Annotated in this window: 28 protein-coding genes; 8 read left to right on the top strand and 20 right to left on the bottom strand. The window is 70.1% G+C overall.

Annotated elements, in window-relative coordinates; genetic code table 11:
• Nucleotides 1–263 precede the first annotated feature (263 nt).
• Complete coding sequence (locus R9Z33_RS13720) at nucleotides 264–932, bottom strand: ArsR/SmtB family transcription factor (protein ID WP_318647140.1); 669 nt, start codon at nucleotides 930–932, stop codon at nucleotides 264–266.
• An 82-nt stretch (nucleotides 933–1,014) separates the two neighbouring features.
• On the opposite strand from R9Z33_RS13720, the gene R9Z33_RS13715 reads away from it, so the two are divergent.
• The 6 genes from R9Z33_RS13715 (at nucleotide 1,015) to R9Z33_RS13690 (ending at nucleotide 6,631) form a co-directional block, all read left to right on the top strand.
• Complete coding sequence (locus tag R9Z33_RS13715; protein ID WP_318647139.1) at nucleotides 1,015–1,854, top strand: sterol desaturase family protein; 840 nt, start codon at nucleotides 1,015–1,017, stop codon at nucleotides 1,852–1,854.
• A complete protein-coding gene (locus tag R9Z33_RS13710; RefSeq protein ID WP_318647138.1) occupies nucleotides 1,851–2,879 on the top strand; it encodes a VTT domain-containing protein in 1,029 nt (342 codons plus the stop codon). The genes R9Z33_RS13715 and R9Z33_RS13710 overlap by 4 nt, the downstream gene beginning before the upstream one ends.
• A complete protein-coding gene (locus R9Z33_RS13705; RefSeq protein ID WP_318647137.1) occupies nucleotides 2,876–3,229 on the top strand; it encodes a DsrE/DsrF/TusD sulfur relay family protein in 354 nt (117 codons plus the stop codon). The genes R9Z33_RS13710 and R9Z33_RS13705 overlap by 4 nt, the downstream gene beginning before the upstream one ends.
• Before the next feature lie 110 nt (nucleotides 3,230–3,339).
• Nucleotides 3,340–3,951 carry a class I SAM-dependent methyltransferase gene (locus tag R9Z33_RS13700; protein WP_318647136.1) on the top strand — a complete coding sequence of 204 codons (612 nt, stop codon included), beginning with the start codon at nucleotides 3,340–3,342 and terminating at the stop codon, nucleotides 3,949–3,951.
• Between the two features lie 22 nt (nucleotides 3,952–3,973).
• Nucleotides 3,974–5,173 carry an MFS transporter gene (locus R9Z33_RS13695; protein WP_318647135.1) on the top strand — a complete coding sequence of 400 codons (1,200 nt, stop codon included), beginning with the start codon at nucleotides 3,974–3,976 and terminating at the stop codon, nucleotides 5,171–5,173.
• A gap of 327 nt (nucleotides 5,174–5,500) precedes the next feature.
• On the top strand, nucleotides 5,501–6,631 hold the full coding sequence (locus R9Z33_RS13690) for a flavin monoamine oxidase family protein (RefSeq protein ID WP_318647134.1): 1,131 nt from the start codon (nucleotides 5,501–5,503) through the stop codon (nucleotides 6,629–6,631).
• Between the two features lie 27 nt (nucleotides 6,632–6,658).
• Here R9Z33_RS13690 and R9Z33_RS13685 read toward each other — a convergent pair whose 3' ends face one another.
• From R9Z33_RS13685 to R9Z33_RS13650, 8 genes are all read right to left on the bottom strand, one after another.
• On the bottom strand, nucleotides 6,659–8,500 hold the full coding sequence (locus R9Z33_RS13685) for a pectate lyase family protein (protein WP_318647133.1): 1,842 nt from the start codon (nucleotides 8,498–8,500) through the stop codon (nucleotides 6,659–6,661).
• A gap of 12 nt (nucleotides 8,501–8,512) precedes the next feature.
• Complete coding sequence (locus R9Z33_RS13680) at nucleotides 8,513–10,534, bottom strand: phage tail protein (RefSeq protein WP_318647132.1); 2,022 nt, start codon at nucleotides 10,532–10,534, stop codon at nucleotides 8,513–8,515.
• Nucleotides 10,534–10,887 (bottom strand): DUF6950 family protein, encoded by a 354-nt coding sequence (locus R9Z33_RS13675; RefSeq protein WP_318647131.1) that lies wholly within the window; start codon nucleotides 10,885–10,887, stop codon nucleotides 10,534–10,536. The genes R9Z33_RS13680 and R9Z33_RS13675 overlap by 1 nt, the downstream gene beginning before the upstream one ends.
• The gene (locus tag R9Z33_RS13670; RefSeq protein WP_318647130.1) at nucleotides 10,884–11,450 is read right to left on the bottom strand and encodes a hypothetical protein; all 567 of its coding nucleotides are present in this window, start codon (nucleotides 11,448–11,450) and stop codon (nucleotides 10,884–10,886) included. Before R9Z33_RS13670 ends, R9Z33_RS13675 begins: the two co-directional genes overlap by 4 nt.
• On the bottom strand, nucleotides 11,450–12,136 hold the full coding sequence (locus R9Z33_RS13665; protein ID WP_318647129.1) for a hypothetical protein: 687 nt from the start codon (nucleotides 12,134–12,136) through the stop codon (nucleotides 11,450–11,452). The genes R9Z33_RS13670 and R9Z33_RS13665 overlap by 1 nt, the downstream gene beginning before the upstream one ends.
• Before the next feature lie 4 nt (nucleotides 12,137–12,140).
• Nucleotides 12,141–14,297 (bottom strand): tape measure protein, encoded by a 2,157-nt coding sequence (locus R9Z33_RS13660; RefSeq protein WP_318647128.1) that lies wholly within the window; start codon nucleotides 14,295–14,297, stop codon nucleotides 12,141–12,143.
• 29 nt (nucleotides 14,298–14,326) lie between these two features.
• Complete coding sequence (locus R9Z33_RS13655) at nucleotides 14,327–14,479, bottom strand: hypothetical protein (RefSeq protein ID WP_318647127.1); 153 nt, start codon at nucleotides 14,477–14,479, stop codon at nucleotides 14,327–14,329.
• A 164-nt stretch (nucleotides 14,480–14,643) separates the two neighbouring features.
• A complete protein-coding gene (locus R9Z33_RS13650; RefSeq protein WP_318647126.1) occupies nucleotides 14,644–15,021 on the bottom strand; it encodes a hypothetical protein in 378 nt (125 codons plus the stop codon).
• 337 nt (nucleotides 15,022–15,358) lie between these two features.
• Between R9Z33_RS13650 and R9Z33_RS13645 the strand changes: the two genes are divergently transcribed.
• Nucleotides 15,359–16,474 (top strand): hypothetical protein, encoded by a 1,116-nt coding sequence (locus R9Z33_RS13645; protein WP_318647125.1) that lies wholly within the window; start codon nucleotides 15,359–15,361, stop codon nucleotides 16,472–16,474.
• A complete protein-coding gene (locus R9Z33_RS13640) occupies nucleotides 16,471–16,929 on the top strand; it encodes a hypothetical protein (protein ID WP_318647124.1) in 459 nt (152 codons plus the stop codon). Before R9Z33_RS13645 ends, R9Z33_RS13640 begins: the two co-directional genes overlap by 4 nt.
• A 105-nt stretch (nucleotides 16,930–17,034) precedes the next feature.
• On the opposite strand, the gene R9Z33_RS13635 is transcribed toward R9Z33_RS13640, so the two are convergent.
• The 11 genes from R9Z33_RS13635 to R9Z33_RS13585 all read right to left on the bottom strand — a co-directional run bounded on the left by R9Z33_RS13635 (nucleotide 17,035) and on the right by R9Z33_RS13585 (nucleotide 26,230).
• Nucleotides 17,035–17,988, bottom strand: a complete 954-nt coding sequence (locus tag R9Z33_RS13635) for a phage tail tube protein (RefSeq protein ID WP_318647123.1) — start codon at nucleotides 17,986–17,988, stop codon at nucleotides 17,035–17,037.
• Between the two features lie 21 nt (nucleotides 17,989–18,009).
• A complete protein-coding gene (locus R9Z33_RS13630) occupies nucleotides 18,010–18,456 on the bottom strand; it encodes a hypothetical protein (protein WP_318647122.1) in 447 nt (148 codons plus the stop codon).
• Nucleotides 18,453–19,178: a DUF6441 family protein gene (locus R9Z33_RS13625; protein WP_318647121.1), complete on the bottom strand. Its 726-nt coding sequence runs from the start codon at nucleotides 19,176–19,178 to the stop codon at nucleotides 18,453–18,455. Before R9Z33_RS13625 ends, R9Z33_RS13630 begins: the two co-directional genes overlap by 4 nt.
• Nucleotides 19,179–19,181: 3 nt before the next feature.
• On the bottom strand, nucleotides 19,182–19,481 hold the full coding sequence (locus R9Z33_RS13620) for a hypothetical protein (RefSeq protein WP_318647120.1): 300 nt from the start codon (nucleotides 19,479–19,481) through the stop codon (nucleotides 19,182–19,184).
• A gap of 10 nt (nucleotides 19,482–19,491) precedes the next feature.
• Entirely contained in the window at nucleotides 19,492–19,800 is a 309-nt protein-coding gene (locus R9Z33_RS13615; protein WP_318647119.1) for a head-tail joining protein, read from the bottom strand.
• A complete protein-coding gene (locus R9Z33_RS13610; RefSeq protein ID WP_318647118.1) occupies nucleotides 19,797–20,450 on the bottom strand; it encodes a structural protein in 654 nt (217 codons plus the stop codon). Before R9Z33_RS13610 ends, R9Z33_RS13615 begins: the two co-directional genes overlap by 4 nt.
• Nucleotides 20,447–20,794, bottom strand: a complete 348-nt coding sequence (locus R9Z33_RS13605) for a DUF2190 family protein (RefSeq protein WP_090662972.1) — start codon at nucleotides 20,792–20,794, stop codon at nucleotides 20,447–20,449. Before R9Z33_RS13605 ends, R9Z33_RS13610 begins: the two co-directional genes overlap by 4 nt.
• A gap of 82 nt (nucleotides 20,795–20,876) precedes the next feature.
• Entirely contained in the window at nucleotides 20,877–22,991 is a 2,115-nt protein-coding gene (locus tag R9Z33_RS13600) for a prohead protease/major capsid protein fusion protein (protein ID WP_318647117.1), read from the bottom strand.
• Nucleotides 22,992–23,016: 25 nt separating this feature from the next.
• The gene (locus R9Z33_RS13595; RefSeq protein WP_318647116.1) at nucleotides 23,017–24,510 is read right to left on the bottom strand and encodes a ubiquitin-activating E1 FCCH domain-containing protein; all 1,494 of its coding nucleotides are present in this window, start codon (nucleotides 24,508–24,510) and stop codon (nucleotides 23,017–23,019) included.
• Nucleotides 24,507–25,994, bottom strand: coding sequence for a phage portal protein (locus tag R9Z33_RS13590; RefSeq protein WP_318647115.1), 1,488 nt, complete (start codon nucleotides 25,992–25,994; stop codon nucleotides 24,507–24,509). The genes R9Z33_RS13595 and R9Z33_RS13590 overlap by 4 nt, the downstream gene beginning before the upstream one ends.
• Nucleotides 25,994–26,230 (bottom strand): phage head-tail joining protein, encoded by a 237-nt coding sequence (locus tag R9Z33_RS13585; RefSeq protein WP_318647114.1) that lies wholly within the window; start codon nucleotides 26,228–26,230, stop codon nucleotides 25,994–25,996. Before R9Z33_RS13585 ends, R9Z33_RS13590 begins: the two co-directional genes overlap by 1 nt.
• Between the last annotated feature and the right edge of the window lie 6 nt (nucleotides 26,231–26,236).

The raw sequence follows: 26,236 nt of genomic DNA, 5'->3' as shown, positions 1-26,236 counted from the left end.
CATACGCCGCGGAACACCGCTGAATGCCGGCGCGGGCCGCGCAATGTCCGGACACATGCGGGGCTGCAAAGGTGCCCGTTTTGAAACGATAGGGAAATCTATCGGTAAGCCCGACGCTCGTTCGCACGGCGTGCGGAGCGCGTCCTGGCGGAGGAGGTGCGACTCGGTACAGGCGGTCTCTAGGCTGGAGCCTTGGAGACCAGGGCGACGGGATGACCGGTGCCCGCGAACGAAGCATGCGGGGTAGAGCGCATTACGCTGCCCTAAGCTGCTTCGACGGTGAGGCCCGCGGCCTTCCACTCCGGGAACCCGTCTTCAAGGCGCCGTGCCTGGAAACCGCAGCCGCGCAGTGCCTCAACAGCATCGAACGACAACACGCAGTATGGTCCGCGGCAATAGGCGACGATCTCCTTTTCGCGTGGCAGCGCGAGCATGGCCCGATTGAGCGAGGCGAGAGGCACGTTGATGGCGCCCGGAAGGTGACCGGCCGCGAATTCATCCTCCGGACGCACGTCAAGCACGACGACGTCGCCCGCCTTCAGCCGGCCGACCAAATCCTGCCGCGTCACGGCTTCGAGGCTGTCGCGGGCGGAGAAGTAGGTGGCGACGATCTGCCGCACCTCCGCGATGTTCCGTTCCGCGACGTGGCGCAGCGCAGTCATCAGTGCCAGCACCGCCTCATCCTTCAGGCGATAGACCACGTGCCTCCCCTCTCGCCGCGTCTCGACGAGACCGGCACGGCGGAGGTTCTGCAGGTGCTGTGAGGTGTTGGCAAAGGGCTGGCCCGTTCGCGCAGCCAGGCCTTCGACCGTGCGCTCACCCTGGCCGAGGAGTTCCAGCAGGTCGAGCCGATGTTCGTGGCCGAGCGCACGCGCCACGGCGGCGAACTGGGCCAGAAGGCGCTGCTTGGGGGAAGCGTCACTGCTTGACACGGGTGCGGTCTCATTCCTACGTTCAACGGATTAGTTGAATGATGAGCGGTCGCCATGGCCGCGTCAACCAGGATCGGTCGCAATGGACAGCCTGCTCGCGAACGAGCCTCTCATCCGCTTGGCGGTCTTTGCCGGTGTGCTGGCCTTGATGGCCGGCCTGGAGGCCCTCTTTCCGCGCCGGCAGCGCGCAGCGGGACGCTGGCTGCGCTGGCCGAACAACCTCGGCGTCGTCGTGGTGGACAGCCTGATCGTGCGCATCCTCTTCCCGACCGCCGCCGTCGGCATCGCTCTCGCCATGGAGGGCCGCGGGGTGGGGCTGCTGCCCTGGCTCGGCATGCCGCAACCGCTCGCGATCCTGCTCGCGATCGTGGTTCTCGACTTCGCCATCTACCTCCAGCACGTGATGTTCCACGCGGTGCCGCTGCTCTGGCGGCTACACCGGATGCACCACGCCGACCTGGATTTCGACGTGACGACGGGCCTGCGCTTCCACCCGGTCGAGATCGTGCTCTCCATGGTCATCAAGCTGATGGTGGTGGTCGCCCTCGGCGCACCGGCGGTCGCGGTGCTGATCTTCGAGGTGCTGCTGAACGCCACCGCGATGTTCAACCACGCCAATCTCCGCCTGCCTGGCTGGCTCGACCGAGCACTGCGCTTGGTGCTGGTCACGCCTGATATGCATCGCGTGCACCACTCGGTGGTCCCGCGCGAAACGAACAGCAATTTTGGCTTCAATCTGGCAATCTGGGATCGGATCTTCGGCACCTACCGCGCCCAGCCCGCAGCCGGGCACGACGCCATGACCATTGGCATCCAGCAGTTCCGCGACCCGCGTGAGCTCCGTCTCGACCGCATGCTGACCCAGCCGTTGCGCGAGGACGACCGCGCCTATCCGCTCGGCCGCCGGGAAGGCGCGTCGTGACGGCGGCCGTATCGCGCTGGATGCTTGCGGCCGCACTCGCCACGGCTGGCGTCGTTGCCTTCAGCCTGCGCGATCAGTTCGATTTGCCAGCACTCGAGGCGGCGGTCGGTGGCCTCGGCGCCTGGGGCGCGTTGGCTTTCGCCGCCCTATTCGCTACCGGGACGGTGCTGTTCCTTCCAGGCTCGATCTTCGGCCTCGCCGGCGGCGCCCTGTTCGGGCCGTTCTGGGGCACTGCGGTCAACCTCGCGGGCGGTACGCTCGGCGCGACGCTGGCCTTCCTGGTGGCGCGCCATCTCGCCGCGGATTGGGTGGCGCGACGAGCAGGCGGACGGCTCAAGCAGGTCATCGAAGGCGTCGAGGCAGAGGGGTGGCGCTTCGTTGCCTTGGTACGGCTGGTGCCGGCGGTGCCGTTCAACATCGCCAACTACGCTCTCGGCCTGACCCGCATCCCGCTCGGGCAATACGTGCTGGCCACCGCCATCAGTATGCTCCCCGGGACCGCCGCCTATGCCTGGCTCGGCCATGCAGGGCGCAGTGCGCTCGCCGGCGGCGACGAGGCGGCGATTCGCTACGGCCTCCTCGGCCTTGCCGCACTCGCGGCCATCGCCCTGCTGCCGCGATTGATCCGGCGCGTCCTCACCCGCCCAGCGGCGGCGGTGCCAGAATGGACCGAGCCCGCGGCGCTCGCCGAGGCGATTGCCGGCAGTGATCCGCCGACTGTCATCGACGTCCGAAGCCCTGACGAGTTCACGGGGCCGCTCGGCCATATCCCCGGCGCGATCAACCTGCCGGTCGATGCGCTGGTGGCGGATCCGGGTCTCACAGGTGCCGCGCGCGATCGGCCAACGGTTCTCGTCTGCCTCACCGATCGCCGCTCTTCCAGGGCAGCCGCGATCCTCCTCGGTGCGGGCCATCAGCGGCTGACGGTACTGCGGGGCGGCATGAAAGGCTGGAACGCAGCCGGCCTCCCGGTGGGAGGCACCACCGTACCAGCCGAAGCAACACCGCGGGAGAAACGCGCATGAAACCCCTGCTCATCATCAACGACCCGCCCTATGGCACGGAGCGCTGCTACAACGCGCTGCGGCTGGCGAGCGCCCTGCTCAAGCAGGACCCAAGCATGGCGGTCACGGTCTTCCTGATGGCCGATGCGGTCGGCGCCGCGCGCCGTGGCCAGAAGGTTCCGGAGGGCTACTACAGCCTGGAGCGCATGCTGAAGCGCGTGGTCGTCAGCAAGGGCAACGTGCTGCTGTGCGGCACCTGCATGGATGCCCGCGGCATGACCGATCAGGATGTCATGGACGGTGCGCGCCGCAGCACCATGGACGAACTCGCAGCAGCTACCATCGAGGCCGACAAGGTGCTGGTGTTCTGAGCGGGGCTGGCTCCGCGCCGACCCCTACGGGACCGGATGCCTATCGCGTCTGGCGCACCTCGTCGCTCGGCCGCATCACCGATGCGTGCGAGGCGGCGGCAATTGAGCCGATGATCGGCGATGTCGCGGGGCTGGACGTGCTGGACATCGGCTGTGGCGACGGCAGGCTCGCGATTCAGATGGCACGCGCTGGGGCGCGGGTGGTCGGGATCGACCCGGATGCGGCGATGCTGCGGGCCGCAGGCGACGAGGCAAAGGCCGTCGGCGTCAGCCTGGACCTAATCGATGGGCGGATCGAGGCGTTGCCGCTGGCCGCCGAACGCTTTGACGTCATCACCGCCGTGACCGTGCTCGGCTTCGTGCGCGACGAGACGCTGGCATGGCGTGAGATGGCCCGCGTGCTGCGCCCGGGTGGGCGGCTTGTGATCGGCGAACTCGGCCGCTGGAGCCTTTGGGCGGCGCGCCGCCGTATCCGTGGCTGGCTCGGCTCCAGGCTCTGGCGGCATGCGGCCTTCCACTCGGCCACGGATTTGCGCCGCGCGGCAGAGGGTGCGGGCCTGGTCGTCGAGGAGGTTCGCGGCGCCGTCTTTCATCCGCCCAGTGCGACCCTCGCCCGGCTGACGGTTGGTGCGGATGCATGGTTGGGGCGGCAGACCACCTTCGGAGCCGCCTTCATCGCCTTGCAACTTAGCAAACCACCTTTGCCCGCGCATTCGCACTGATCACATCGAGGACGACGCCAGCATGGCCGAAGCACACCAGACCCGGAACGTCGCGCTCCTCGCCACCGCGCAGGCACTGTTCCAGACCGCCTCCGTCCTGGTTATGACGGTGGGCGCGTTGGCGGCATCGCGCATCGCGTCGGAGCCTTGGCTCGCCACCGCGCCGATCGCAGCCATGTTCCTCGGCACCGCGGCAGCAACCTTTCCTGCTTCGCTGCTGATGGCCAAGTGGGGCCGCCGCGCCGGCTTCATCCTGGGTGCCGTCTTCGGCGTGTTGGGGGGGCTGGTGGGCGCGGTCGGAATAGCGCTCGGCTCGCTCATGCTGCTGTGCCTCGGCACGCTGCTGATAGGCGCATATCAGGGCCATGCGCAGTTCTATCGCTTTGCCGCGGCCGAGGTAGCGGACGCATCCTTCCGCCCGCGAGCCATCTCCTATGTGCTTGCCGGTGGTGTGTTCGCAGCCATCGTTGGGCCGGAACTGGGCCGACTGGGCGGGCCGTTGCTCGCGGTGGAGTTCACCGGCTCGTTCCTGCTGTTGGCCGTCGTCAGCCTGCTCTCCGCGGGGCTGTTGCTGGGTCTACGCATTGCGGCTCCGGCGGCGGCGATGACTGGAACCGTGGTTGAGCCGGCTCGCCCGCTGCGTGCCATCGTCAGCCAGCCTGCCTACCTGATCGCACTGTTCGGCGCGGCGACCGGCTATGGCGTCATGATCCTGGCCATGACGGCGACACCGCTTGCCATGCTGCAGCACCAGCATGGGATCGGCGACGCAGCACGCGTCATCCAGGCGCATACGCTGGGGATGTTTCTGCCATCCTTCTTCACGGGATCGCTGATCGCGCGTTTTGGGGTATTGCGGATCATGCTGACGGGTGTGGTCATTCTTGCCGCTCATGTCGGCATGGCGTTGACGGGGACAGGGTTCGGCTCGTTCCTGGGTGCTCTGGTGCTGCTCGGTGTCGGATGGAACTTCCTCTACATCGGTGGAACAACGCTGCTCACCGAGACCTATACGCCGGCGGAACGGGCGAGCGCCCAGGCGGCGAATGACCTGACGATCTTCGCAGTCGGCCTCGCCTCCTCGCTCGCCGCCGGCGCGCTACTGCAGCAGCTTGGCTGGCAGACCTTGAATGCGGTGCTGCTGCCTTGGCTTGGCATCGCAGCGCTGACGATCCTTTGGCTGGCGGTGTCGCGCGCAAGGCAGGCGCGGCAGGCAGCGTGAGTCCAAGCCCACGCGATGATGCGAGCGATGGGTCCGGCGCAACGAGCCCCCGTCACGGCACCCGCCGTTTCACCACCCCGACCGACAGCGTCGCCGCCCGCAGCGGCGGCTGCTGGATGCCGTCAGGACGACGCCTGCCATACCCCCGAAATGTCCAGACCCTGAACACCATGGCGAAACACAAGAATCGAGCAATCCGCCACGATCGGGTCATGCGGGGCCATGACCTCGCCTCCGGCCCGATGGTCAGAGCCTGGGTACGTGATGAGGGTGCACACGTGCCCTCGGAGACACGTGCGGCGCGCTGTACCGGCGTCAGAGGCTGAGATGGACGGCGCCAGCACTCAGGTCCTTCCCGTCGCCATCATCGGCGGCGGCCTCGCCGGGCTGCAGGCCGCGCGGCTGCTGCACGAAGCGGGCATTGGCTTCCGCATCTTCGAGGCGCGCGACCGGCTCGGCGGCCGCATCCTTTCGACCGATGCGGCGGGACGCCCCGCGGAGGACGGTTTCGACCTTGGTCCGTCCTGGTTCTGGCCCGGCATGCACCCGGCCATGGCGGTCGCGTTGGCGCCACTTGGCCTCACCGCTATCCCGCAACACGACGAAGGCGATGTTCTCGTCGAACGCCTGCCGAACCGCCCGCCGCAGCGCTTCGCCGGCTCCCGGCAGGAGCCCCGCTCCATGCGGCTTGCGGGCGGTACAGGCGCGCTGGTGCGCGCGCTGGCCGGCGGCCTGCCGGAGGGCTCCATCCAACTTGCCTCGTGGGCCACGCGGATCACCCTCGACGGCGACCACGTCCGACTGACGCTTGGGCAGACTGACGGCGGGAGTGACAGCGTCCTCGCAGCACAGGTGATTGCCGCGCTGCCACCGCGGCTGCTGGAGGCGAGCATCGCCTTCGAGCCAGCTATCGATCCCGCCATCCGGTTGCGTTGGCGCGAGACGCCGACCTGGATGGCGCCGCACGCGAAGTTCGTCGCCGTCTATGATAGCCCCTTCTGGCGCACCGCCGGCCTGTCCGGCATGGCGCAGAGCGGTGTCGGCCCGATGGGCGAGATCCATGACGCGACAACCGCTTCGGGCGCGGCGGCGCTGTTCGGCTTTCTCGGCATCGACGCAGATCGGCGCCAGGCTGCGGGCACGGCGCTGCTGACCCGCGCCTGCCTTGATCAACTCGTGCGGCTGTTCGGAGACGAGGCCAGAAGTCCCGTGGCGACGCTGCTTATGGACTGGACCGCCGAGGTCTTCACCGCGACCGCGGATGACCGGCGCGGCGGGGCCCATCCCGTGCCGCAGCGCGGGCCGTGGGTAAGCGGCTTATGGCGGGAGCGCCTGTCGCTCGCAGGGAGCGAGACCAGCGCGACCGACCCCGGCTACCTTGCGGGCGCGATGGATGCCGCTTCTCGCGCCGCCGCGGAGGTGTTGCAGCGGATCGCCGTGCCTGGCCGTGCCGCGTAGTGAGGGAGACGAAGGCACGCCCCGGCATCACGGCACTCGTCGCTTCATCACCCCCACCGACAGAGTCGCCGCTGCCAAATCGAACGTCGCGGCAGAGATGTTTCGCGCCATCACCCGCACCGTGTTGTTCGACCACACGGCGGCATCGAGCTCGATGAAGCGCGTCGACGACACCAGCGACGCCGTTGCCAGGTCGCCGGCCCGTGCCCCGTTCACCGTGACGTCGATGAGCGACGTCGCGCCCGGTGCCAAGCTCGGCAGGTCCCACGACACCTCGGCCGCGAACTCCCTTCGACCTGAGCCAAACAGCGCCCCGGTCAACAGCGGCGTGCCGTTCAGCACGCCGGGCGCCGCCTCCGGCAGCCCGTAGAGCCGGAGCGACTGCAGATCGATCGGCCCATCGAAGCCGATGACGCCCACCTGCGCATAGGCCACGGCAGCGCCGACGCGGATGGTCTGCCGCCGATTGAAGTTGGCATCATCCATCGGCGCACCGGCGTTCCACCCCTTCGCCGGCCCGTTCCACTGCATCGTGGTGATCGAGGCCAGCACGTCCCCCGCGATGTCCTCGCGGACGTTCCCCGCGCCGTCGAACACGCGCACGAACAGCCGCCCGCCCGAGGCGCCGCTCGTCAGCCAATGCGCCAGGGCGAATTCTTTCGCCTGGGAGGTGTCGAGCATCCACCCCAGCCCGCGGTTCGCCGCCAGCGACACCGCGCGATCGGTCGGCGTGAGGTCCGTCAGCCCGTTGAAGCAGAAATCCGCCATGAAGGTCGCGGTGGTGGTGGAGGTGGCGATGGTGATCAGCCCCTCGACACCCACCTCCGTCGCCGACTGCCGCAACGCCGACGCACGCGTGTTCGGGACCCCGGCCAGGAAGCGCTGGAATCGCGACGCCGGCGCACGATGCCGGTTGATCACCGCATTGCCGCAGCGATTGGCCGTGGCCGTGTAGTCGATACCGACCAGGTAGGTGTTGGTCCAGGCGATGTCGTACTCGCAATCCTGCGCCCCGGCCGTGTGCCGCGCCGCCAGCGGCGAGCAGGCCTCCATGCGCATGTTGCGCGCGATGATGGCAGAGCCCGAGGTCTGGTTCAGGAAGGGAATGGCGATGTTGCTGCCGGCCTGGCGCAGTTCGAAGTTCGGCGCGTCGAAGACGTGGCGGTTGTGGTTGGTATAGGCGCCGGCCTCATTGCCAAAGCGAACCCCAAAGCGGTCCTGCGCGGCATTCACCCCCGTCGCCTGGGCGAAGTGCCCACCGTAGTAGCGGATGGAGGTGTTCCAGGCCGTGGCGGTGGCGCACCAGATATCGAGACCGATGCGGTTGTTGACGATGCGACCGAGCGTGAAGGTGCTGTCCTCGACGCCACGCCCATCGCCCAGCGTGCGCATGCCGATGGTGAAGCCTTCCACCCGCCGCAACTCAATCTGCGAGGCATCGACGTTGCGCACGGTGATGCCGATATCGGCCTCGGAGGACCAGTCCGACAGCGTCTGCCGGATCACGTTCAGCCCCGTGTAGAGCTTCTCGGCGTTGCGGATGGTGCCGCCATCGCCCAGCACCAGCACGGAGGTGGGGGCGGTGCCCGTGTAGCGGATGGTCCCCTGCATGATCAGCCCGCGCGCGCCGCCCGGCAGGGTCACGGTGCCGGACACGTTCCATGTGCCGGGCGGGATCATCGCGAACTTCTGGTCCGCACCGGCCCGATCGAAGGCGGCCTGGATGGCGGTGCGATCATCGGCCACGCCATCGCCGAGCCCGCCGAAGTCGTTCGGCAGCACCGCCTCGCGGTCGCGGAGGTACTTCGCGAAGTCGCTCTTGTTCAGGTTGGCGTTGAGGACCAGCAAGTCGTCGATGCGTGCCGGCATGGCATTCTCCGATCAGAGGGCGGTGGCGGTGACCGGGCCGGCGAAGGCGGAGACGTTGCCCTCGGCCGAGACGCTGCGCAGCCAGTACCAGCGGGTCTGGCCGGTGGTGAGGCCGGTGCGATCCCATGGGAGTGCGGTCGGCTCGCTGGCCAGCTTAGTCGCGGCGGCGAGGCTGGCGCTGCTGGCTTCGAAGACCTGCAGCCGCACCGCATCCGCGGGAAAGCCACCCGACAGGCGCACACCGCCGGCGATGCCCGTTGCGGCCAGGCCCGAGGTAGCGGCGGGCACCAGCGCCTCGCGCCAGCCCGACACCGCCCCGCTGCGCGCCTGAGCGCGCACGCGAAAGGCGGTGGGCTCGGTCGTGGGGATGGCCACGGCGGTGGCGCCGAAGCCCCCTGCGTAGCCCTGCCAGACCGCCACCGAGGCAGGCCGGAACTCGACCTCGTAGCCCGCGAGATAGGCGGAGCCCACTGCGGACCAGGACAACGCGATCGCCGTGAAGGTCGTGCCGAGCGGCGTCTCCACCAGGATGGCCGCCGGCGCGGCGATGACGCCGGGGTTGGGCAGCACCACCGAGGGGTTCTGTCCGGTGGCGCGCTCGTCGACTGTCGGGTTCCACGCCCAGACGGCGGGATCCTCCTCGGCCAGTTGCAGGTTCACCCCGCCATCCGGCGCCAGCGCCCAGCCCGTCACGCGAGCGGGAAAGGGCGTGAGCCGCTCCAGCGCCACCGTCACCCCATCCCAGGGCCGCAGCCGGAGTGCCGAGAGGTTGGCCTGCATCGCCACCTCGCGCTGGCGTCGGTTGCGCTCCAGCTCGATTTTCATCAGGCGCTGAACCGTCGCCGCCGAGGTGGTGAGCGGGAATTCCATGTCCCGATAGATCGCCTCACCGCCATCCTCGGTGACGTAGTTGCTGGCGAGCAGCGGTGGCGCATCGGTCGGCTGCCAGGCGGCGGCCGGCTCGACATAAACGGCGCGCACCCCGTTGAAGAGATCCCGCCGCGGGCGGGAGCCGACGATGGTGACGTCGCCCCGCAGGTCGTCGGAGGTGAGTGTCGCCGCCGGCAGCGCTGGCGCGCCCGCATGGATGTAGAAGCGCCCTCCGCTCACGACCAAGGCGCCGGCCATAGCGGCGACGAGCTTACGGGTGATGGCGATCTTGCCCTCGCCCAGGGTGACGGCGCCGTTGACAGTGTAGCGCCGCTCGGCGGTGCCATCGCGCCGGCCCATGATCTCGTCGCAGATGTTGGCCGCCGCCATTAATGCCGGCAGGTCGATATCCGCCCAGGCCGCGCGCCACCCAAAGGGCGAGGTCAGGTACCAGGCCAGGCACAACGCCGGATTGTCGGACCAGCCGGTGGCGCCGGTGCGCGGGTCGAGGATGGTGTCAGCGCCCTCTACAATGGCGGACAGGCTGGGCGCGCCGGAGGGGAAGGCCTCGGGCCGGAGCTTGAGGCGCACGGTGAGATAGGCTCGCCCCTGGCCACGATGGGCGGCGGTCCATTGGCCACCGGTGTCTGCCACAAGATTGGCATTGGCGGCCTGGCCGGGATCGCCCAACGCGCGGTCGATGCGCAGCAGACCGGCGAACTTCGCGTCGGTGGAGGCGGTGCCGTTGAGAAAGACCTCGCCGATTGCGCGGACGCGATGGGCGGCCAGCACCACGACGACGTGCAGGAAGCCATCGGCGCGGCCCTCGTCATCGGTGGCGGAGTGCAGGAACACGACGGGGCCGGAGGTGCGGCAGCGGCCGAAGACGATCTGGTGCTCGGTGATCGGCTGGCGGAAGGACTGGGTGCGGCCGGCGCCGGGCGTGCGCGGATCGAAGCCCGAGCCCGGCCCGGTGTCGGTCCCTGGCGTGACGTTGGCGCTCCGGGCGGCGGAGGGTGACTTGGGGCGGAAGACCGCGGCCCCCACGGCGGAGACCACCAGGGCGGCGCCGGCGGCCGCGACGGCGCCCAGGACGCCGCCGCCAATGACGGCCGAGGCGGCGGCCCCCGCGGCCGCGGCGATGAAGGGGATGGCGACGGGCATCAGCCAACCCTCCAGGCGATGGTGCAGGCGGTGATGGGCAGGCGCAGGAGGCCCGCGGGTCCGACGAAGGCGGCGCGGCCGGCGTCCAGCACGACGCCGAGGCGATCGGGATCAGTGGCCAGCACCACGTCGCCAGCGCGGGCGAAGGGCACCGGCACGCGCGGGTACCCCGCTGTGTCGGCCATCTCCGCGAGCATGGGGCGGTGCTGCCAGGATGGTCGCAGGCCCGTGCAGGCCGCCACCGCCGCCAGGGCGAAGCGCCCGCAGTTCCAGCGCACCGCATCGAAGGGCCGATGCTCGGCTGCCGTGATCAGTGCCGCCAGCCGCTCGGGCCAGTCGGGCAGCCGGCTCACTGGTTCGGCAGGCGGATCTCCGCCTCCTGGAGTGCCGGCACGAACTCGAAGAACCGGTCGCCGGGATACTCGGCCTGCTGGTCGGCATCGGTGTAGCGGCGCACCTCTGCCCGCTCGAGGTCCACCAGCCGGCTCTCGCAGGCCAGCGCCACGGAAGGCTCCGCGCCGTCCGTGACCTCCATCGTGTCCATCAGCCCGGCCCAGAGCGGGAACGGGTCCGCGACGAAGGCGCCCTGCGCATCGAGCAGCGCGCCCCACAGCGTGACGGGCCGCAGGCGGTAGCTGCGCTCGGCCAGGGCGATGTCCACCACCTCCTGCGGCACGGGCGACAGCGCCAGGGTGAGCCGCACCGCGCGCAGCTCGACGGTCTCCTCGACATCGGAGATGGCGCCGATGCTGCCCGCGCCCTCGAATACCTTCCCCGCCCAGTCCAGCGGCCCGAGCCCGGTCCAGACGCGAAAGGGGCCGGCGGCGAAGTCGAGTTCCACCAGCACGACCGGCGTGGCGACCGGCGCGGTGGCGGCGGAGGCCGCCTGGTTGCTGAGGCGTGGGGTGCCGGACATCACAAAGCTTCCTCGAGGCGGATGGTGACCGCGGCGAAGGGGCCTGGCCGCGTTGGGTTCGCCGCCTCGTCATCCGAGACCAGCCGCATCGGCACGCTCGGCAGGGAGAGGACCAGCGGCTCGCCGACCACCACCGCCGCGCGCAGCGGTGGCGCAATGGCAACGGTGGCGGTGCCGGCGCCCGAGGCAGCGACCGCGGCGGTGGCGATGTAGAGCCGACCGCCGAGGCCGATGTAGTCGCCGGCGCCGACCGCCACCGTGCTCGGCCACCAGCCCTGCGTGACGATGGACAGCGCCCCGCGTGGCGCACCCGCTGCCAGGGAGGGATTGCCCGACCCCACCACCAGCCCGGTCCCGTCCGTGAAGATCGTCGCGTCCGAGAAGCTGTATGGCCCGGTCGGCACATCGCCCTGGCTGCGCGGATCGCCGGTGCGGTACTCCCGCCGCCAATCCCAGATGCGCACCGTGTTGGCCGAGCCGGCGAGTGCCGCCAGCAGCCCGTCCATCACGCCCGCCTGCACGCGTCCCAGCGGTTCAAAGCTGGCCTCCGCCACCCAGCGCGCGCCCTCGCGCCGCAGCACCTGCGTGGCGCGGGTGACCGGCGAGACAAAGCGCAGGGTATTGTGCTGCAGATAGAAGCTCAGCCGCGACGGGCGCAGCGTGGCGGGCCAGGCGTATTCCGTCATGGCTCTATCCCCGCACGATAGAAGTGGCGCTGCCGCCGCGGCGGATGGCGTCGAGCGTCGCCGCACTCGCCTGGCGCACGATCTGCGCCGAGAGCACGCGCAGCCGTGCCTCGACGCCCGCATCGGCACCGCGCGCATCAATGGTGATGCTCTGGTTGATCACCGGCCCACCGGGCGCCATGCCGTTGGGCAGCACCGTGCCGCTGCGGTTCGGCACGAACCATTCGGGGCCGCGCTCGCCCACGATGTAGGGCTGGCCGCCCGCCACCGGGCCGCCCTCGGCGCGGAACAGCCCGCCCAGCGCCGAGCCGATCCCCGAGAAGATCGAGCCGAAGTCAAAGCCGGCCAGGCTGGAGGTCACCGCCGTGCCGAGCGGCTCGGTGATGGTCCGGCGGACCACGATGCGGGCGATGTCCTGCAGGATGCCCTGCAGCACCTTGGAGAAACTCTCGCCCTTGATGATTGCGTCCTCGAAGGCGGAGGAGAAGGTCAGGCCGAGTTCGCGCGCCGTGTTGCTGGTGCGCTCCGTCGCCTGCTGGACGCGCTGCTGGCTGCGCTCCAGCTCCTCCAGCGCGGCATTGGCCTCGCGCGAGATGGTCTCGTCCGGGATGGGCTGGCCGATGCGCTCGGAGCGCTCGACCAGCCGGCCGAGGGTCTCGAGGCGCCGGGTGTAGCGCTCCTGGGCGTTCTCGTTGTTCTGGATCAGCCGCTCGCGCTCGCGGATGATGTCGTTGATCTCGCGCTCGGCCTCGCGGTCGGGGCGCGGGATGGACGCCACACGTCGGGTGGTGCCCTCGATGCGGCGCAGCGCCTCGTCGCGCTCGCGCAGCGCCAGGGTCTCGAGGCGCGTGCGGTCGGCGGCGGTAATGCCGCCGCCGGCCTCGGCCTCGCGCAGGCGGCGGACGCGGTCGTCGTATTCGCTGTTGATGCGAAAGCGGTCGTCGAGTGCCTTGCGCAGTTCCTCGGCATCAGCGGCGGTGCGGCGGCGACGGGCCTCGGCGGCCTGGCCAGCCGCGGCCTCCTGCTCGGTGCGCTGGCGCTCGCCGGCGGCCTGCTCGCCGCGGGTGATCTCCTCCTGGAGTTCCGAGTACTGCCGGCGCAGCTCCTCCAGCCGGGCGGCGCGATCGACGCCGGCCTGCTGCTGGGCAGTGCCGACCAGGCCGCCACGGATCGAACCACGACGCGGCTGGGAGCGCAGGCTGTCGCGGCCGTCGCTCTCGGCCTCGAGACGGGCGATCTGGGCGCGCAGCGCCTCGGCCTGGGCGCGACGGTCGGCCTCCTGCTCGGAGGGCAGCAGCAGGCCGGAGCCGCGGCGCACGCCGTCCAGCACGCGCGCGGCGCCGGACAGCGCACGCGCCAGGGCGTTGGACAGGCCGATCGCCTGGTCGAGCCGGGCGAGGAACTGGTCAGCGGCAGCGGTGAGCTGGCCGAAGGCGCGGCCGACCGAGAGTGGCGCGCGCTCAAACTCGCCGTTCAGTCGCTCGACGGCGCGCAGCAGTGCGGGGAAGACCGTGTCGGCGGTGAGCTTGCCCTCGGAGCCGAGTTTTCGGAGCTCGCCGATGGAGACGCCGAGCTCGCGGGCCAGCGCCTGCGCGAGCGTCGGCAGGCCTTCCAGGATCGACCGGAGTTCGTCGCCCTGCAGCGTGCCCGACGCCAGGGCCTGGGCCAGCTGCTGGGTGGAGGAGGCGATCTCCTGCTGGCTCGCACCCGACGCGATGGCGATGCGCTGCAGGCCGCCGACCAGCGTGGCGACCTGGTCGGAGGTGGCGCCGATTTCGCGCGCCGCGATCGAAAAGCGGGCGAAGGCGTCCACGCTCTCGCGGACGGCGACGCCGGTCTGCAGGCTGTCGCGGTACAGCCGGTCGTAGATCTCGCCGGCACGTTCGACGGAGCCGAGCGCGGTGTTGAGCCGCCCCATGGACTGGGTGAGCGCGTCGCCGGCGACGACCACGGCACGGAGCCCGGCGGCGAGGCCAGCGATCTGCACGCCGCGCACGGCGACGTCGAGCAGGTCCAGCGCGCGGGAGGCACGGTCGGCGCCGCCCTGGATGCGTTCCAGGCTGCGCTGGCCGGTCTCACCGACCTCGCGCAGCTCCTGCTTGACGCGGGCGGCGTCGTCCAGCGACAGCCGGACCGAGACGCGGCGCGTGCTATCCGCCATGCGTCACGCCTCCTGCGTCGGTGGGGTCGTCAGGGTCCGGGGGGATCCGTGCGGCGAGCGGCGCTGCCGGCGGCGAGGCCCATGCGCAGGGCGAGCAGCAGTTCGGCTGCGGCCCAGCCGGTGGCGCCCATCTCGCGGGCGGTGGTCAGCGCTGCCGGCATGTCGAGGTCGAGGCCGGCCATGGTCGCCGTGGCGCAGGTGGTGCCGGCGGCCCAGGCGGCGGCGCCCTCGACGCTGGCGGGGGCGTGGACGGCGTAGGGGCAGGCGAGGCCGCAGTCGCGATCGAGAGCCGCGCAGCCTCGGCAATAGTCAGGGCCCTGGCCGAAGTGCCATTCGGCCCGAGCCCTTAGCCGTTTCCCTCCAGGGCCACGGCGGCGACGGGGCCGGTGGAGCGGTCCCAGAAGGCGGCGGCCATCTCGTCCATGTCCATCAAGCGCTCGACGGCCTCGGGCGAGAGCGGCAGCGGCTTGCCGGCTGCGTCGCCGACGCCCTCCCAGGCGGTGACGGCGTGGCGGGCCAGCGCCTTGACGAGGAAGGCGAAGGCCAGGCCGCGGGCCATGTCGGGGTCGATATCCGCCTCCGAGGCCCGCAGCGCGCCGAGACGGCGTGCCGAGCCGGCCTGGGCGGCGGCCATGACGGCGGTGGTGACCGGGCGGATTTCCACGCGCACGCCGCGCGGCAGGTCGAGCCAGTACGGCTCGACCGGGAGGTCGAGGGTGAGCATGGGATTCTCCATCAGTGTGAATTGGGAGGCACTCGGTGCGGGACGACAGACCCGAGCGGCGAGGACTTTGAGACTGTGTCGGGATCTCGGCGCAGTGCCACTCAGGAACGAGCAACGGCGCAGCGCCAAACCATCCAGACAGACGACGCCGGAGGCGGGATTGGCCTTCTTGACGGGCAGTCTGAGGTACCCTGGCGGGCTTGATGCACTCTGACAGCGCTGGGGGGGCAATTTGGCTAGGTCCCCTGCCAACCCGCCTAGCAAATCGAATGGGCTCGTGGACTTCGGATTCCGATGAGGGCATGTTGGCAAGATGGAGGAAACTAGACCTTTTCGGTTGAAGTACGTCGGCTCGCGCTTCGAGGGGCGCCGGATGCCGTTGGACGTTCTCCCTGACCTCCCCGCGTTTCGCGATCTTCTGGTTTCTTATATCAAAGAGGCATGGTTGGAGGCTCACGACGACCGGGAGAGGGTGCCGAAAGGCTTCGTTAAGAGCCTCAAGTTCGACCTAGTGGGCATTGATGATGGCAGCGCAGTCCCGGTTATCGAATGGGACCAAGACAATGCGCAGCGCCAGCTTCCCGACTTCAAAGACGAGATGGAGATATTGGTCGAGGCTGCCTACGACAAAGCTGTTGCGCTGATCGGCGGGTCGGCTGATGCGACTGTCGGGGAGAGACTAGCTCCCGTTGAACTTCGAGCGCTCAACACCTTCGGTTCGAGCCTGCTTCCGGACGAACGAATCGAGTTCGTCGGTCGCGATGATGCTCAAGGCAATGTTGTTTTTCTCGATGCCGAGCGTCGTAAGCGTCTTCTCACCCGCGGGCGAGACTCCTACGAGGCTAGGTTCGACTCTGTCGGGAAGCTGCTTGGCTCAAACGTGGACGAAACGGGCACCGATGGGCTTGTCATCGTTAGCACTGCTGAACATGGCACCCTTCGGCTCTCACTAGCCCCCGACAGGGTCAAGGACGAGTTCGACGGCAAGATTGATGCAGACGTCCAGTTCCGCCTCATGATCGAATTGGACAGGGCCGACCGTTTCCGGAGTGTCTCCGAGGTACTGGAGATCGATTTAATCAACACGAAGGTGGTGGCCGACCTACAACGGTGCCGCGACCGTATCGGTGTGCTCGCATCGCTATCTGACGGCTGGCACGATGGCGCTGGCAAACGGCCGACACCGGAGGCTGTCGCCGTCGGCCTGCGCCTCCTTGCGCGTAACCCTCGCCTCGCAGGGAGCTACCGCATCTTCCCCACCCATGCAGGCGGCCTGTTGTTCGAGTTCCCCCAAGGCGGTTGGGATTACTCCATCGAGATTGCGCCTGGAGGCCAGGGAGAGATCTACGGCGTGGAATCCGCAGGCGATGGGGAAATGGAGACTGGCGTGCTGGACGTGGATAGCGAGGCATTCCAGCGGATGTTTGACCAGGCCGCAGGAGGCCGCTGGTGAGCAGCGACGAGACGACCCCGCTGCCAGGGCAGAGCGAGCCTACGAAGCCATCCGCCCCTGCGGCAATGACTGATGCGGATGAGGTGTTGTTTCGGCAAGTGCACCCCTCCCTGTTTGACGGCGATGAACCGGCGAGCTCTGCATTCATGCCGAATGCCTCGGACGAAGGGCAGCTCTCGGTTGATCGTGAGGCCGTGACGACGGCGCAGGCCGCTCACGATCTCTACGTAGGGAACGGACTGAAATCCGGAGGCACTTATGGCGTGACCACGGGCGAGTTTGGTGCGCATGACCTCCAATGCTACCCAGATCCGGTTGAGGCGTCTGGCAGCCTCAAGGCCAATCCGGCACATGCCCGTGTAGACTTCGGTGCTTTGGGAAATAGCAAACGAAAGACGGTGGCGAAGCGCCTCAAGATTTGCGCATTGAGCCGGGGGGTTCTCTACAAGCCCTAACCGCGTCCGCAGCAGCCAAATCTTGTCACTTGGACGACCAGCGAGGCGATATCGACCACCTGTTGCTGGCCCCCCTCGCTATCGATGTGCCATCGCCCCTCGGGCTCACGCATACTCCGTCCCCGCCTGCTGGTTACGCAGCACCGCCGTCATCATGCGCGTCGCCGTCGCGTTGAACGCGGCCCTGAAGTCGAAGCTTGCCTCCACCCCGGCCGGCCCCTCGATCGGGGTCTTGGCCAGCGCGAGATAGACCTCGTGCAGCGTGATGGTCAGGCTGCGGTTCGCATCAATGGTGAAGGCCAGCGCGAATTCCGCCGAGGTACCGGCCTGTGCCTGGGCGAGGAGCGTCGTGTTCTCGAAGCGCACGGTGATCTGGCCGGTGCAGCGGGCGATGCCGGGATCCACGCCCTCGACGCGACGATCGGCGCGGATGGTGCGCACCGCCTCCATGCCGTTGGCGTAGGTGAGCCGCGCGCCGGTGACCTGCGCCAGCGCCGAGCCGCCGCGCGTGATGGACCCCTGGGCCTTGTTGAAGGCGGTGTAGGCCGCGCTGGTCGGCGTGCCGCCTGACGTCGCCCCCGTGCGCACCGAGCCCTGGCCCATAAGCCCGAAGGTGGCCGTCGCCGCGCCGGTCGGCGTGAAGTCCAGTTCCAGCGTGTCGGCGCGCACGCCCGTGCACACGTCGAAGCTGGGCACGTCCGGATAGCCGATCTCCATCGCGTTGCTCGGCAGCGCGGCGGCACCCGAGGCGAAGGTGTGGATGAAGTTGGTGGTGCCGATGGTGGTCGGGGCGCCGAGCAGCAGCCGCAACCAGTGGCCGATGTTGACCAGATCGACCGGAACCACCGCCTGGCCGGCGACCGTGACCGTGTCGAGAAAGGGTGCCGCCGGATCGCGGTTGCTGCCGACGCCGATCACGTCCGCATCGAGCAGCGGCTGCTCCGCGCCGAGATCGCAGGACAGGAACGGCATGCGCCGCCAGTTGCTGCCAGGCGCGGTGCCGTAGGTGGTCTCGGGCAGCATGAGCAGGCGGCAATTCGCGCCGATGGCACGGGGCATGGGCTTTCTCCTGGAGGGGGATCAGGCCAGCGGCGAGCCGGCAATGGTGAACCACAGGGTGACGGGGATGGCGGCGGCGCGGGCCGCGGCAGCGCCTTCGAACTCGACATCCTCGAAGGACGCGCTGCCGGGCTGTGCCCATTCGACGGCACCGCCGAGGGTGCGGTTGGCGGTGGTGGCAGCGGCGACATCGACCAGCAGTGCGTCGAGCAAGGTGGTGCGCGCAGCGGGTGTTGCGCCCGCGACCGTGATCTCGACCTCGGCGCGATGCTCGATCTGCCAGGCGAGTGGTGAGAGGATGGGGGTCTCCTCCACCGTCTCGCCGTCGCGGACCACCACGAGCCCGCCGGCGGGAATGCGCTGCGGTATGGTCTCGCCGCGGAGCACGACCGGCGCCGGGTTCCTGGCCGCCAGCGACGTCACAAGCCGACTGTGCAGCGCCGCGATGGCAGTCTCGCGCGCGCTCATGCTGCCCGTCCGCTCTCGCGTTCCCAGGCCGCCACGAAGCGGCCCGGCAGGCGTCGTAGGCCGCGCTCGGCGGCGCCGCGCACATCGAGCCGCTTGGCGAGCTTCACCTGGGGCAGCAGCAGGAACATCGGCACCATCCCCTGCGCGAGCAGCCCGCGGGCCCAGGCCTCGCGCCCCTTGCGATTGGCGGTGCCGACTTCTGTCACCCCGCCCGCCACCAGCCGGGTCCGGCGTCGCCGGCCGGTCTGCTCGCCCTGGCGTAGCGGCAGGCACCAGACGAAGCCTCGGCCCGACTTGAACGGCCGCAGGAAGGCCTGACCGGACGCGACCATCTGCGCCGGCGTCACCCGCATGCCCTTCTCGCCGCGGCCCCGGCGCCCACGCGCGGCATTGAAGCCGGTCGGGATGGCGAGGAACTTCCGCCCACCCTTGGCCCGGATCAGCGCGCCGCGCTCAAAGGCGTCGATGACATTCGGTACCTTGGTGAAGACCAACCCCGCAGGCCGCAGCGACTGCCCGGACCGCGGGAAGATCATCGACCGCCAGGCATTGGCGATGCCGCGCGCGTTGCCCGAGAAGGCGGTTGTCACCTGGCGCCGCAACTCGGCCTTCACCTGGTCGGTCTCGGCACGGATCGCGGTCATGGCCGCGCGCTCGCCAGCGCGGACCTCCTGCGCCAGAACCTGACGCAGGTCACCCACGATGCTGGCGCCGAGCCGCATGGCTTACGGCCCGCCCAGTCGACGATTCAGCACGCGCAGCAGTAGGTCGTGCAGCGCGGCATAGCCGAGCGTGCCTGCGAGCCACGCCACCGCGAAGAGCCACCAGCCGTCGAGCTCGAAGGCATGGGCGATGAGCCAGGCGCCGGTGCCGAGGCTACCGCCGGCCAGGGCGTGCAGCAGATAGGCTCGGGTCAGCAGCGGCCGGTCGGTGGAGGAGAAGCGCGCCATCGCCCCGAGCGCGCCGAGGGCGCCAGCGAGCAACGCCTCGCCGATGATCGTGCCGATGCGTTCGGGATCGATCATGGCGGCGCTCCTATCGGCGGCAGAAGACGCGCCAGGCGATGCCGGCGGCGTCCCGCTCGGCGTGCTGGACGGTCAGGGTGTCGGCGCCGAGGGTGAAGGTGTCGTCCGCCTCGACCGCGGACAGCACGGAGATGGCCACCGTCAGCACGGCGCTGGCCTGGATGACGCTAGTGCTGAAGGCGTCGCCGAGCCGGTCCGGGGCGCTGCGGACCACGCGGAGCAGGACCGGCGCCCCGGTCCCACCCGCGCGATAGGTCGCCTCCGTGCCGATGTTCGGATCCGCGGCCAGCGTGTCCATGGCCGCGGCGAAGGCGCTCACGCTGGCCGCCGCAGCCGCCAGGCGAGCACGCCCAGCACCGCCGCGGCGATGACCGCGATGGCAACGGCCGGTGCCAGCGTGCCCAGCGCCTGGATCGCTGGGGCGGCCTGCGCCACCGCGGTGGCGATGCCGGCCGCACCCACCAGCACGGCACCACGCCCGGTGCCGGTGACGGCCGCCACCTCCCGCAGCGTTACCGGCGCGGCCGGCGGGACCCCGGCCAGGGTCAGCGCGCGATCGATCACCGTGGCCGGATAGGTCAGACCAGCGCACTCATGGTGGACGATGGCCTCGACCAGCGGGCGCAGGTGCTCGTGCCGATGCAGGTCGATCGCATCATCCGGCCCGACGCCGATCCGCCGCGCCACCACCGCGATATAGGCCGCGGTGTCGTTCTCCACCTTCGGCGCCCAGCGTTCGATGATCGCGCGCGGCGTGCGCAGCTTGTGCCGGTCCTGGTAGGTGACCAGCAGGGCGGCGAGCGCCCGGATCCCGAACTCATGGCTGGTGAAGCGGCAGAAGCGCCCATCCGAGGGCGGATCCGCCAATCCCTGCCAGGCATTGGCCGCGACGTGCTCGATGTTCCCCGGGTTGCGGTTGCGATAGCCCCGCGTGGCCTTGGGATCCATCGCCTTGAGAACCGGGCTCACGTGCCGAGCGCCGGCACGCGGTTGAGCCACACCCGGACGGTGGTGTCCGCGGCCAGCGCCGCCAGGCTGGCGATGCCGACCTGGAAATTGCCGGTCGCGGTGGTGGTGATGCGCCGGTTGGTGTTGTCCCAGAAGACGCGGGCGCCGGCGGTGATGGCCAGCGCCGGCTCCTTGGTGATGTCGAACACGCCCTGGGTGGCGGCCTCGATGATGGCGTTCTGCGCACCATCGACCGCGGCGACGCCGAAGAGCGCGCCGACCAGGACGCCCTGGCCGGAGAGAATGCCGCCCGCATAGGGCACGGCGATGGCCAGGCTGTTGCCCGGCTGGACGTAGTTGCGCATGGGGATGGGAGCTCCTCAGAAACACGAAGGGCGCCCGATTGGGCGCCCCGCGTATCGTCATGGTTGTGGGAAAGAGCGGGGATCAGGTGCCCGGGTTGAACCAGGCGCCGCGCCAGTCGATGGCGCCGACGCCGAAGTCGAAGATCACCGAGACCTCGACGCCATCCACGCCCTGGACGTTGCCGGTGGTGACCTGCGGACCCTCGGCACCATTGAGGTAGCCGTAGACGTAGACGGGTGCCGCCATCGGGTCCGAGAAGAGGTACCAGCGGTTGTTCGGGATCAGCGGCTCCACCAGCGGCTGCACGAAGCCGGCGTAGACGTTGGCGTTGCTGGTCTGCGTCGCCTGCACCGAGACAGTCAGCTGCCGAGCCGCGAGCTCCTGGTTCGGCCCGACCAGAAGGCGCATCTGGGCACCAACCGCGATCGGCAGGCCGTCGAGGGTCTTCTGGCGCATGACCGCGGCACGGCCCAGCGCCAGGTTCGGCAGGTCGAGCGCGGTGCCGGCGCCCGCCTTGTTGGCCCGCGCCGCCGCCGTCCCGAACACCGCCGCAGCACCGGTGATGAGCGTGGGTCCGTCGCCATTCGCCGCATTCAGCAGCTGGTAGGCGGTCGCGTTCTCGAAGTCGGCGACGCGCCGGCCGATCATGCTGGCGAAGTCGGTGAAGGCGCCGAGGTCGTCGTTCACCAGCATCTGGCGCGTGACGCGGATGCGCCGCGCGAAGGTCTGCAGGAACACGAGCTCCTGGCTTTCCGACATGGTGCCCGCCTGGATCTCGCCGTTCTCGGAGAGCGCCACCAGGTTCGGAAAGTCGCCCACGCGCAGATGGCGGTGCGGCTTGAAATCGCGGAAGTCGCGGCGGAGGAACAGCGTGCGGTAGGTCGGCTGCGCCGGCGCATAGGCCGCGAGCAGCATCTTGTTGGCGGCGGCCGAGAGCAGCGCGGGGAAGTCGCTGGTGGTGTGGAAGGCGCGCTCGGCCAGGATGGTCGGGTTGCGGGGGATGTTCCGCTCGCCCCGGGCGCGGAGCAGTTCGCCCATCATGTCGGAGGGGCGCCAGCCCATGAACTCGACGTGGCGGCCGGCGCCGGGGCCCGTGCTGGGCGCCTGGTAGCCGGGCATGGAGCGGGCGGCGAGTGCCTCGGCCATGGCGTCGAGCAGGCTGGCCGGGTCGTCCTGGCCGGGGCCGGCCTCGGGGCGCGCCGGCAGGGAGGGGCGCGGCGCGCTCTGGGCGAAGGCGTCCCACAGGCGGCCACGCAGCACCTCGGGCGAGATGCGGTCGCGGATGGCGGCCTCGCGCATGGCGTCGAGCATGTCGGGGGTCACCAGGCCGCGGGCGGCGGCCAGCACCGGCTCATAGGCGGCGATGCGCTCGACGGCGGCGCGGTCCGCCTCGGCGCGAATGGCCTCCAGGTCGGGAGTGGGCGGCGCGGCACGGGTCGGCTCGGGCGGGGTTGCGGGTGCGGTGGTCACGGGGCTCTCCTGGGGCGTATGTGCGATGGCCGGCGCGGGCGGCGCCGGCGCGGGATCCGGCGAAGCCGGCGTCGTCTCGGGCATGGTGGGTTCCTCGGGGATGGTCAGGGCGGGTTCGATGGCAGTGGCGGGGGTGCCCTGGTCCCCCTCGCCACGGATCACGGCCAGGCCGTCCACCGGGACGGGCACGATCGAGATCTCATAGGGCTCCCAATCCACGGCGCGGTGGATGGTCTGGCCTGTGGCGGCGTCCTGCCGTGGGTCGTAGCGATGGACGCGGTAGCCGACGCTGACGGATTGCAGCGTGCCGTCGGCCACGCGCTGCCAGACCGGCTCCACGTCGTCGGCGCCGCTGAATTGGAGCGTGGCGTAACCGCGGCCGGCCTCGAGGCGGGCTGCGGTGACGCGGCCCAGCACGTCGCGGGTCCCGGCACGGCGGTGGGTGTCCAGCACCGGAGCGCGGCCGGAGCGCAGCGCGTCCATGCGCACCGCCTCCGGCCGCATGTCGAGCTCTTCGAGGATCGGCCCATAGGGGGGCACGAAGTTGCGGGCCCGGGCGCCCGTGCTCCACACCACCTCGACGGTGCGCGCGGCGCGATTGACGCTGACGGGCGCGGCCAGGGCACGGCACGCCGTGATCGACTGCCCAGCGGTGGGAAGTTGATCGGGCAAAGGCGTGGCCTCCGGCGCGGGGAGGTCCCCGCCCGGTTCGATCGGCTCTGTCATGAGGCGTTCTCCTGGGCAGCGCCGATCAGGGCGCGGCGAAGCCCTGCGCGTTGACGTAGACCTGCGCGCCGGTCGTGATGCAGGCGACGTTCATCGCCGTGGCGGCGGTGCCGCGCAGCGGCGTGGGAAAGGTGATCTCCACGGGCGCGGCCATCGCGGCCGGCAGCAATTGCCGCCAGATCACCGTGGCGCCGTCCTTGATCACCATCTCGGTCGCGATCGTCGCGTGCGCATTGCGGATGTCGATCGAGGTCACGTAGTTCCGGATGCCGGCCGCGGCCGCCGCCCGAAGCACCACGTCGGTGGTGTTGATGATCCCGCCCGCGGCGGCGGCATACTGCCAGTCAGCCTCAGGGATCGCGTAGGGTTTGGTCACTAGCGCGCCAATCAGCGTCGCCAGCAGATCGACGCCGCGCGCCGTGGTCACCGCAACAGGGTTGGCCGAGTAGCCGGTGGCGGCCAGGACCGGCACGGCGCCGCTGGTGTTGCGCGCCTGACCACCCACGGGCGTGACGGAGGGCGGGATGGTGCTGAGCACGTTCACGCCCAGCCCCTGGCCAGCGACCGACTGCCCTCGGCCCGCCGTGATCTCCGTCGTCAGCTCAGCATAGTCCGCGATGGTGACGAACTGGACCTTGATGTCGGTGTTCGAGGCCGGTGCGAGATTGCGCGAGATCGAGGCCCAGCCGGTGTTGAGATAGGCGCCGGTGAAGGTCGAACCGACCAGGTCGAAGCTGTTCGCGTCGATCACCGTGATGGTGAAGGTGCCATTTGCCCCCGGCACGCCCGAGACGTCGGCGACCGTCACCACATCGTTCGTGGCAAAGCCATGCGCCGCGCGGGTGATGCGCACCGCGCCGGAGCCGTTGTTCGCCACCGCCGAGACGCCGCTGATGAACTGCCGGTTCCGCACCCGGATCCGGAACCGATACAGCGCATTCGGCTCGGGAATCTGCTGGTGGCGAACATAGGAGTTCGAGCGCGCTGCCGTGGTGTCGAGCAGCCGGCCGTGGAAGTAGCACTCGTCGTTGGTCGGCTCGATCTCCAGCACGGACCAGCCCGCGGGCGCCGTGGTCGGGATAGTGCTGCCCGAGGCGCTGCCCAGGCGCGGCGCGCCCTCGCTCCCGACCTCGTAGTTGGCGAGCGTCGGGCTGGCGCCATCCAGCCGCCAGGCAGCGGCGCTGCGCCCATCCGGCTGGGCGGTGGTGGGATCGATGCTGACGAGCTCGAGCCACACCGACTGGCCGACGATGCGCTGGCTCATGTTCACCGCCACCATGACCCGGAGCGGGATGGTGAAGGTGGTGCGGCTGGTGAGCGTCAGCTCGTCGTCCAGCGTGGTGCCGGTCGAGATGGTGACTGCGCCATCGGCCACGGTGTGGGTGATGCCGCCGCCGGTGGCCGCCACCTCCCACCGCGCCGGGTTGATCTCGGTGCCATTGAAGCTGTCGCGGAACTTCTTCTGCATGCTCTTGATCTTGAGCATGTCGTCGGTCCAGTCGTAGGCGCCTGCGATCATGGCTGTGCTCCTGGGGCAGCGCCCGCATCCGCGCGCGGCGATGCGGCACCGGTGGCGGCGATCTCAATGGCGGCCAGCTGGGCTGCGTCCTGCGCGGCGCCCGACTTCGCGACGCGGCGGGGATCGCTGTCGAGCGAGAGACCGGCCTCGTCGAGCAGGGCGTTGGCCTCGCGGATCATCTCCACCACTTGGCGGAAGTCGTAGCCGAAGGCGCCGACCGCCTCGGGCTGCGGCACGAAGCCGGCGCGGACCTGCGCGATCAGCGCCGTGGTGTCCTTGAGCGGATCGATCATCTCGTGCGCGGGTGGGACGTGGGAGAGACCGTCCGGCACCTCAGCGCCCCACAGCCCGAGCAGCGCACCCTGGGCGTGGAAGCGATCGGCGATCGGCCGCACGAGCATCGGGATCAGCATGCCGTACTGCACCTGCTCGCAGAGCCGGCGGAACTCGATCTTGCCGGCCCGCAACGACGAGTAGTTGGCCTGAGTGAGGTCGCCGGCGACCTGGTCATAGGTCAGGCCGGTGCCGACCGCGGAGGCCTCCAGCGCGCGCCGTGCGAAGGCCGCGTGCGATCCACCACCAGATGGATTCACCACCTCCACGGATCCCATCCCGCGGCGATACAGGATCATCCCCGGCTCAAAGCTCTCCACCGTGCGGCCCTGGGCGTCGCGTAGCAAGCCAGAGGCGGGGCCCGTCATGGCATCGTCGCCATCCTCCGAGACCACCGCCGCCAGGCACGCCTCAATCTTGGCCTTCATGAGCAGGGCTGCCTCGTAGTCGCCGAGGTCGCGCAGGCGGGTCAGCACCGGGGCGAGCCATGAGACATCACGCAGCTGGCCGGGGCGGCGCTTGCGGTAGATGTGCAGCACGTCGCGAGCCGCCACGCGCTGGCTGCTCAACCAGGTGGCGCCGCCCGGCAGCACCCAGGACGCGCCGGGATGCACGCGGTGCAGCCAGTAGCCGACCGGCTCCCCGGCCTCGCCGAGGCCGATCCCCTGCAGCGTGGGGACGCCGTCGATGACGCCCTGCCGCGCCGTGTCGAGGTGGTCGCTCTCCAGCACCTGCAGCCGCAGGCCGATCGGGTTCCCCGGCGTGATGTCGGCGGGGAGCAGCCGGACGAAGCATTCGCCGCTCTCGACCACGGCCCGCATCACCAGCGCCTGGAGGCCATAAAGGTCGAGCCGTCCCTCGGCATCGCAGGCGGTGCTGTCGGACCAGCGGCGCCAGGCCTCGGCATGGGGCTTGTCCGGCCAGCGGCTGGTGATGCCCGCGCCCACCGCATTGCCGGTCCAGAGATCGACGATGCGGGCGGCATAGGGGTCGTTGCGGACGGCATCGCGGGCACGGCGCGCGACGGTGGGTGCGGCCGCACCGACCTCCGCCGTGGCGCTGCCGCCCGACGCGGCCCAACTCGAGGCGCGGCTGTCCTGCGCGGCGGCATAGCCCCGCAGCGCGTGCCAGGCATCGCGGATGCGCCCCATCACTTGCTGCCCTCACGAGAGAAGCTGGCAAAGGTCACGTTGGGACGGCGCGCGGCGGCGTTCTCCGCCGCGTGCAGCACCGACAGCGCTCGGCCGAGCTCATCGAGGGAGCGGTATTCGACCGTTCGACCATCGAAGGTCACGCGCGTGGTGCCGCCGGTGAAAGCCGCAGCGAGCACGGCGGCGCGCGTGCCAGCGGGCTGTGCCAGCGCCCAGGCGAGGACGGTCGGGTCCATGATCGT

Source organism: Sediminicoccus rosea (assembly GCF_033547095.1).
In the GTDB taxonomy this organism is placed as follows: domain Bacteria; phylum Pseudomonadota; class Alphaproteobacteria; order Acetobacterales; family Acetobacteraceae; genus Roseococcus; species Roseococcus rosea.
Note: the sequence above shows the minus strand (reverse complement) of the source record. Positions and strands in the feature narration are given on the sequence as shown.